Annotated in this window: 9 protein-coding genes; 7 read left to right on the top strand and 2 right to left on the bottom strand. The window is 59.2% G+C overall.

All coding sequences use genetic code 11. The annotated features are described in order from the left end of the window. Positions 1-661: 661 nt before the first annotated feature. Positions 662-979, top strand: coding sequence for a hypothetical protein (locus tag B7R21_RS19025; RefSeq protein WP_116284832.1), 318 nt, complete (start codon positions 662-664; stop codon positions 977-979). 83 nt (positions 980-1,062) lie between these two features. Here B7R21_RS19025 and B7R21_RS19865 read toward each other — a convergent pair whose 3' ends face one another. Continuing rightward, complete coding sequence (locus B7R21_RS19865; RefSeq protein WP_147305983.1) at positions 1,063-1,632, bottom strand: hypothetical protein; 570 nt, start codon at positions 1,630-1,632, stop codon at positions 1,063-1,065. A gap of 169 nt (positions 1,633-1,801) precedes the next feature. On the opposite strand from B7R21_RS19865, the gene B7R21_RS19020 reads away from it, so the two are divergent. From B7R21_RS19020 to B7R21_RS19860, 6 genes are all read left to right on the top strand, one after another. Continuing rightward, on the top strand, positions 1,802-2,899 hold the full coding sequence (locus B7R21_RS19020) for a hypothetical protein (RefSeq protein WP_147305982.1): 1,098 nt from the start codon (positions 1,802-1,804) through the stop codon (positions 2,897-2,899). Next, complete coding sequence (locus B7R21_RS19015) at positions 2,896-3,498, top strand: ABC-three component system middle component 2 (protein ID WP_116284830.1); 603 nt, start codon at positions 2,896-2,898, stop codon at positions 3,496-3,498. The genes B7R21_RS19020 and B7R21_RS19015 overlap by 4 nt, the downstream gene beginning before the upstream one ends. 3 nt (positions 3,499-3,501) lie before the next feature. Further along, complete coding sequence (locus tag B7R21_RS19010) at positions 3,502-5,499, top strand: ATP-binding protein (protein WP_147305981.1); 1,998 nt, start codon at positions 3,502-3,504, stop codon at positions 5,497-5,499. 198 nt (positions 5,500-5,697) lie between these two features. Further along, positions 5,698-6,315 carry a recombinase family protein gene (locus B7R21_RS19005; protein ID WP_116284828.1) on the top strand — a complete coding sequence of 206 codons (618 nt, stop codon included), beginning with the start codon at positions 5,698-5,700 and terminating at the stop codon, positions 6,313-6,315. Next, the gene (locus B7R21_RS19000) at positions 6,312-6,554 is read left to right on the top strand and encodes a hypothetical protein (protein WP_116284827.1); all 243 of its coding nucleotides are present in this window, start codon (positions 6,312-6,314) and stop codon (positions 6,552-6,554) included. The genes B7R21_RS19005 and B7R21_RS19000 overlap by 4 nt, the downstream gene beginning before the upstream one ends. 403 nt (positions 6,555-6,957) lie before the next feature. Then, positions 6,958-7,266 carry a hypothetical protein gene (locus B7R21_RS19860; protein ID WP_147305980.1) on the top strand — a complete coding sequence of 103 codons (309 nt, stop codon included), beginning with the start codon at positions 6,958-6,960 and terminating at the stop codon, positions 7,264-7,266. 152 nt (positions 7,267-7,418) lie between these two features. Here B7R21_RS19860 and B7R21_RS18995 read toward each other — a convergent pair. After that, on the bottom strand, positions 7,419-7,596 hold a 178-nt coding region (locus tag B7R21_RS18995; protein WP_172592291.1), incomplete at its 5' end, for an ATP-binding protein.

Raw genomic sequence — 7,596 nt, 5'->3', positions numbered from 1 at the left:
GCACCATCATTGAGACCGGAACGCGCTCCTACCGCCTCGCCCACACCCAACAACACCAAACCCAACAGACCCGAGGTGGTAGTGAATCAGGCCGTCACCCTGGTAGTGAAACAACTTGACATAGCCACCCGCGGCCAGTCCGGTTTTGCGAAGACACTCTCCCGAACTCCGCGGCCGGGAAACAGTGTCGAATACGTCTCCACCTCCGACAACTCCGCGACGTCATCCCATCCCAACCCCAGCCGCTCCGCCGCGTCGAGCACAGCCTGGATGCTATGCCGCGAAATCCCCTGAGCCGACTCGATCGCGCGTCGCGACAAGCCCTGATTACGCAGCTGCAACACGAGCTTCGCTTTGATCTTCCGTACCATTACCGGTACTCCTCCCACCACGTGGCCATCACATGATGGGAGGAGCTTCACAGGTGGTGCTCAACCACACCGATCATGGTGCTGAACAACGCAAACCAGACACCTGAACAACGGTGCTCACCCGCATCAAAAGCGGTGCCCACAAAAGCGGATACTCAGTGGTGAGCCGTCGAGACCCTAAGGGGTTTCACCAAATGCTCTGGTCGCCAGGCTGGTGACCACACCGATCCAGAACGTCATGAACGTCGTATCGAAGCACTGCTCGGGCAGGTGCTTTGTGGAGACGCTTCATGGAAGCTTTGAGCATCCTGACCGAGTTCGTTCCGGTCATCCCCTCTATTCTCGTCACAGTAGGCCCTTGGGTTTGTCTGCTGTGGCTCGTCTGGTGCGTCGCTGCGGCCGGGCTCTGTCTGCACCCGAAGTATGCCCGCCGAACCCGTCTTCTACTTGCGGGCATTGCTGCATTTCTTCGCAAGCGACGATTCTTTTCGCTTCACAGGTTCGCACTTCTAATCCTGGAGACGGTCGTGGTGCTGGCCGCAATGCTGGGCATCATCCCGCCGTTGTCGAAGAATGCTCGAAAACTTGTAGAGGCCGTGCTCAGGTAGGCGTTCTGTTCGTCTGCCTCGCAGCAGCGCGGAAACACGTTACCCGAAGCGGCATAAAAAACTTCTTCATAGTCACTTGGGCTTCACTCTTCGGTCTCGAATTTTGGCACAAGCCCGGCGACCCATCCTTCTATGGTTCGTGCGTCTTGAGGAGGAATGACGACGGGGCTGTGGACCATAAACCAGTACTCGGCTTCGTCGATGGCCAGCCACAGCGGCCTGCCTGTGACGTGTTCGCTGTACCACCGCGTTCTACGTCCGAGCCGATCATTGTCAGGCCATGCAGCTCGAGACCAAACCCAATCCGTTAGATTCGCGAAGCTATAAGGTAAATCGTGCCATGGGCTGAGCTCACTAACTCGCGTCAGGTGATGCGTCTTCTTTCCTCTGGCCACCAGGAGACCCCCTAGCTTTTCGCCGGCCGTTGGTGATCGGTCAGCTAGGTGATCGTCCTGCTCCGAGACTGAAAGGTTCTCTAGGCCCGAAAGCATCCAATAGCCCTCGGACAAGTCATACACAGAATCAAGAGCCCAATTTGCTGCAACGAGCACCGCATCAACGTCCTTCGAGTGGCTCAGCTCTCTAAGAAGCGCACCGGCCCATTGCAGAGATCGAAGCCGCACACGGTAGTTCTCAGCTAACTCACTCTCCATGCCGAGAACTTAGCAAGACAACACAGATGGTACGAATCTCAACGACACTTTCAGGCATTGTGCTGCAGACGCCCGGCTTGCACTCCGAAGTGCAACGAAATTCACCGTGGTCCCGCCTGGCAATGCCGTAGATTCAAAACATGCTTGGGGGCCGGACATTTGTAGGACGGTGGCGCGCCGCGCACCAGGTGGGGCCGACATCCTGGTGATACCTGAAGCCAACATGCTGTTCGCCCGCTTCCAGACGGATGCAGGATCTGAAGCAGCGGCGCGAACGCGATTTGAAACCTTCGTCACGTACCTTGTAAAAGCTCGCTATCCCGGTGCTACAACTGTCGCGAGCAAGAACCACAATGACTGGGGAATAGACACGTTTGTCGGCTCCCTGGCAGGGGGAGTGACACGCATCTGGCAATCGAAGTTCTTTCTCGAATGGGGCGATTCGAGCATGAAGCAAGTTCGCGCGTCGTTCAACAGTGCAATGAAGAAGTCTGCCGAGGAGAAATTCACGGTTGATGTGTGGACGCTCGTCATCCCGAGCATCCTCGAGCCTGGTCAGTTAAAGTCTTTCCAGACCTGGGCCACTAAGCAGATGAAGACGCACACCGTGGACATCACCATCTGGCAAGGCGACGAACTCTGCTCCCAACTCCTCAGCGAAGAGGCTTCTCACGTGCGACGGGAATTTTTCCCCTGGACCGTCAACGGCTCGCCACTGACCGAAGAAGAAGTCGCCGAACTCGAAGACGACGCCGAGTACGACGCGGCTCTGTTCGTCAGACAGCTACGAGAAGCCGGCCACGTTGAGGTCAGCGCGGCTTGTGGTCAGTACTTCGCTACTGATGCGCTCCTTCGCGACCTAGAAGCTCGCGGCTCCCACAGCGCACTCGCTGCTTTCTCGTCCATCCGGCAGAGCGTCCATGCGGCGTGGGAAGATCGGTTCAACGAGGCCGCTCCGTTGGCGGACGAGCATGGGCAAATGAAGGGCCTTGTACGAACCGTCATGGCAGATGCGGTGGCGCTGTCAGACCCCGTTGGACTTCGACTGGCCCCTTCGCATAAACGGGGTACTGCGCATCATCTTGTTGAGCGCGGCACGGCCGGATGGGTGACTCATTGGCGGAACGTCGCAGTGACCCACGCCTCGGAAAAGGCCGTAACTGAAACGACGGTCGACGAGCCTGTTGCACCTGCACCGCCTGAAACCTCGGTTTTGACAGAGCCCGTGGAGGTCGCACTTCTGGCGACCAAGGAAGCAATCTCATGAGCAACCTACCCACAACCGCCTCTGACCTGAACGAATCGGTGAACCCGGAAGAGCTCGGTGTCTTCCGCTGCGCCCGGATGCTTGTTCTTTTCGCCGTGGCAAAACGCGACGGACGACGACTCGCTTCTGTGGACCGATTGGCGTTTTACGACTTTTTCGCCGACAGCCCCTGGGTGGTCGTGTCCGGCGAGCGGCGAATCGACATCGCCGACGCACGCGCGCTCAAGGTTGCCGGGTTCAGCCAGACGCAGCTCTCATACGCCAGCACCGGGCCTCGATTCGCTTCCCGTCGACAGCGCGTCCAGTTTGACCTCGCGCAACTCGTCGCCTACGGGCTTGTGAGCTCCGAGGGCGCCGAGTACGAAATCACTGAACTCGGCCAGGATCGTGAACAACGTATGTACTCGTCCTACGCCGACGCTTACCGGGTATCCGCAGGAATAGTCCTTCGACGGCTGTCTTCGTTGTCTCTAACGCGACTTCAAACCTCCGTCGAGGAGTGGATCGGACATTCCTGGCTTCTTCTCGACCTCCTCGACGACGTTCGCGGTGCCGAACTACCCATTGCCATCGAGACAACCGCACAAAAGGACGAATAACCCGTGGGCATTCGAATCAAACGACTCCGCCTGGCGGGGATGTCCGCAACAAGTTCCGATTATGAAGTGTCGTTCATGCCGGCCGACGCCAAGGACGGTTTTCGCGCCCTATCTGTCATTTCGGGTCAGTCTCAGACAGGCAAGACCACCATCGTCGACTTCATCCTCTACGCGCTTGGCGACAATCGAGTCCCACGCCACGACGAGGTCCGCTCAAACGTCCGCGCCGCACTATTGGAGCTAGACCTTGGCGACGAGCCAATTGTCATCGAACGAGCGACAATCGGTGGCGAGGCATCGTCGTTCGCCAGCATCTGGAGCGGCCATCTCGACACTCTCGACCCCGTTGGCGAGAACCGCGTGGCAATTGAACCTACCAGCGATCCCAGCGGCCTGTCCCAGCTGATTCTGTCTTCCATGAATCTTGATGAGGTCCTGTTTCCTGACTCATCCGTCAAGGAAGATACGAACACGTCCATGATGAGCATTCGGGACCTGTTCCGGGTGTTCGTCGTCAGGAACGAGCGCCTCGACAACAAAGACCTGGTGTACGAGCACGGCAACTATATGGTGGCGCAAAAGTACCGCCAGACCATTGACGTGATATTCGGTGTCCACGACAACGAAGGCGCGATTCTGGCCGCGCAGGCGAGGGCCGCGTCGGAACGCTTGCGGACTGCAGAGGGCCGCCTGAGCGCTATGGCGCAGATAGCTGAGCGCGACTATCCGGAGGGTCGCACTCAGCTACAGATCAACGTAGACGATGCGAGCCTACGCATCGCCGAACTCAACGCTCAGCTACGCGTTCTGGACGCCGACCAACGAAGTAGCCAAACCTCCTCCGCACGCCTTCGGGTTGCACTCCGGGATGCGCAGACAACCGCAACTGAAAGTCGGGTCCGGGTGCGCGACCGTAAAAGCCTTCTTGATCGCCTCGACGCTCTTCGAGGTCAGTATGCGGACGACCAGCGGAAGCTTGCATTTTTGGTCGATGCAGAAGTCCTCTTCGACCCTCTCCGAGTTACCGTGTGCCCGGCATGCTTCAACACCATTGCCCCAGTCACGATGGACGGTGGCCATTGCAGCCTGTGCCACAGCCCCGTGGAGCTCCACACCGAGGAGAAAAACGATGATGACGCAGGTGTAGACCTTGTTGAATCGGCAGGTTCTTCACCCATGGTCAGGTCGGAACTGCGCGCCGTGCGTGGACGCCTGAGCAGCCTCGCCGATTACATCGGAAGATTAACAGTGGACCTAGACACCCTTGAGCGGCGGGCGGAGCAAGCCGAACTTGCGGCCGTCGAGGCGGCGGCGGCTGTTGATGCCATCACACAGGCACCGGCGCCATGGCTCGCTCTCCGAGACCAGATGACCGGGGAGCTCACGGGAGTAAGACTTCTCCACCAAGCATCGGCAACCGGCCTTCGCTCTTGGGCTCGTGTCGATGAGGAGGAGCAACGCGTCGTGGCTCTCCGAAACGACGTCGAGCAGCTGCGAGGCGCACGAAAGCGCGGCAGACCAGACAGAGACGCGATCCTTCGACAGCTGGCTTCCCGGTTCGGCAGCATCTTGGAAGACATCGGTTATCCAAAGCTCCGCGACCCCTATATTGATGGGAACCTTGTTCCGTATGTACGCGGGCTTCCATATACGGAGGCCTCTAGCGGCGGCATGGTCATCATCGCGCTCGCCTGGAACCTTGCTCTTTGGGAAATTGCCTTCGAACAGGATGCAGATGCCCCAGGCCTTCTTATCATCGACAGCCCGCAGAAAAATCTTGGCCATAACTCCGCGGGCGATGACGAGGAGTTCGCTGACGCGCAACTCGTCGAGCGTTTCTACGCTCATGTAAAAACCTGGCTGGCCACGGACGGCATTGGAGCCCAAGCCATCATCGTGGACAATTCACCGCCTTCCACCGTCGCGAACGACGTCGTCGTCAACTTCACCCGCAATCCGAACATGCCCCCATACGGACTCATCCACGATGCAGTCTCCTAATGCCACCGCACAAATCGCGGCACGGCGGGTTAAGAAACTGCCTCAGAAAGCTAAAGGTTAATGAGGCACCCCACTCCCCCACGGATCGGCCTGCAAGAACCGCGGGATTCCGCGGTTGCCTCTTGTCTTGAAAACTCATCTCATGGTCTTGCGTGTCTCGTGACGCCATTTAGGAGTTCTTGAGGCAGGATGGGCGCCATGAGGCTATTGGGGTACACACGAGTCAGCACCGCGGCACAGGATGCTCAGCTGCAGATCGACGCGCTCGTCAAGATCGGTGTACAGCAGCGCGATATCTTCTCCGATATCACCTCCGGGACAAAGGTTGCCGCGACCAGGCCAGCGATGAGCCGGCTCCTTGAGCACGCCGTCGAAGGTGACACCGTAGTCGTCTGGAGGATCGACCGGCTCGGCCGATCACTGATCGATGTTCTGAACACAGTGAAGTCGCTGCAGCAGGCCGGCATCAACGTGCAGTCCGTGTCGGACGGCATCGACCCATCGACAAAAACCGGACGGATGATGCTCGGCATGCTCGCCACTCTGGCGGAGTACGAACGAGAACTCATCGTCGAACGCGTCAACGCCGGCATCGCCGTCGCCCAGGCTGCCGGCACCCGGTTCGGCAGACCAGTCAGCGATCCGAAGGTGATCGCGGAAAAGCTCGAGATCGTGCGCCGTGCCCGGAAGTCCGGCAAGACGGCTGCTGATGCTGCCGGGCTCGTCGGCTGGTCCAGAGCTACCTTATATAGGTACGAACAAGCCGCGACTGACGGCGCCGACGTTCAATCGGCCACATCGAGCGTGACCGCATGACGGATCCCGTGAGTGCAGACGCCATTCGCGAAGAGATCCGCGCGTCGCTGCGGAGGCTTCGCCGGCTCGGTAACGAGGGCCGAATCGTGATGGCTAAAGACAGCCGGAACACTGACTGGCACGACTCGAGGGTCGCCGTCGAGATAGCCGCGGCAGCGCTTGAGCGGGCCGACGCGGCCATGCTGTGGATGCGCACCCTCCCCCATCCCGACGGCGAGTATCCACCAATCCCCGACTAGACCGCAAGCCGTTCCGGGCCTCAGAGGTACAGAATCCTGCCCCGTTAGACGCACCCGAGTGAAATTCTTCATCGGACCACCCCTACGGGACATCAGGCCTACGGGTCGCGGAACTGCCCAGCTGGGCTTGCGCGTGAGAGGGTTGGTGACTGGGGGACACCGATCGTGCAAATCAACAACGGGTCACCCCAGAGCCCTGGGAGTAATCATGAAACCCTCACCTCGCCACCTAGCAGTTGGTGCGTCGATCTCCGTCGCACTATTGATGGCAGGTTGCTCTACGGCAGGCCCCGCACCGAGTGTCACGTCCAGCACGGCAAAGTCGCGGACCATCGCTGGATACGCCATCGTCCAAGAATCACCCGCGACGCAAGCCGACGCTGACAAAAGAGCGAATCGATACATGACCGGTGATTTCAGCTGCGTCGCAAAACCCGGTTACGAAGATATAACGCAAGGCGCCACCGTCGAACTCCTGGATACACAGGGTGGCGTGATCGCGACAAGCCAACTAGGAACCGGAAGTAGCGACAGCAAGATACGAAACCCAACCATGGGTGACCCCTGCATTTTCGAGTTCAGTCTCGCGAACGTCGCAATCAGCCAAGCGACCTATTCGATCCGTGTCGGAAAACCGGACCGCACGCCCATCCCATTCACCGCCGAGGACCTGAACCGCGGCCCCCTCGTCTTCGTCGACGGAAAGCGCTGACCTCAACAAGTCAAGCGTACGGCCCGAACCTTCGTTGCGCGAGAAGTCCCGCCCAGGGTCCGTTCACCGCGGTGCGATTCAAAAAGCCGCTGTTAACGCCGACCGAAAACGGTACCAATGTTGCCGATTGAAAACGGTGCCACGTGGTGTGTTTAGTTTGTCGTAGTGGTGAGGGTTTTGTGTCCTCGGAGCCGGTAGCTGGCGCCTTTGAGGCTGAGGACGTCGGCGTGGTGCACGACCCGGTCGATCATCGCTGAAGCGATCGTGGGGTCACCGAAGACATCACCCCACCGCCCGAAGGGCAGGTTGCTGGTGAGGATCAGGGAGGCG

This window comes from Subtercola boreus (genome assembly GCF_003399625.1).
Classification (GTDB): domain Bacteria; phylum Actinomycetota; class Actinomycetes; order Actinomycetales; family Microbacteriaceae; genus Subtercola; species Subtercola boreus_C.
The sequence above is the reverse complement of the archived record's forward strand: the minus strand, read 5'-3'. Positions and strand labels throughout refer to the sequence as shown.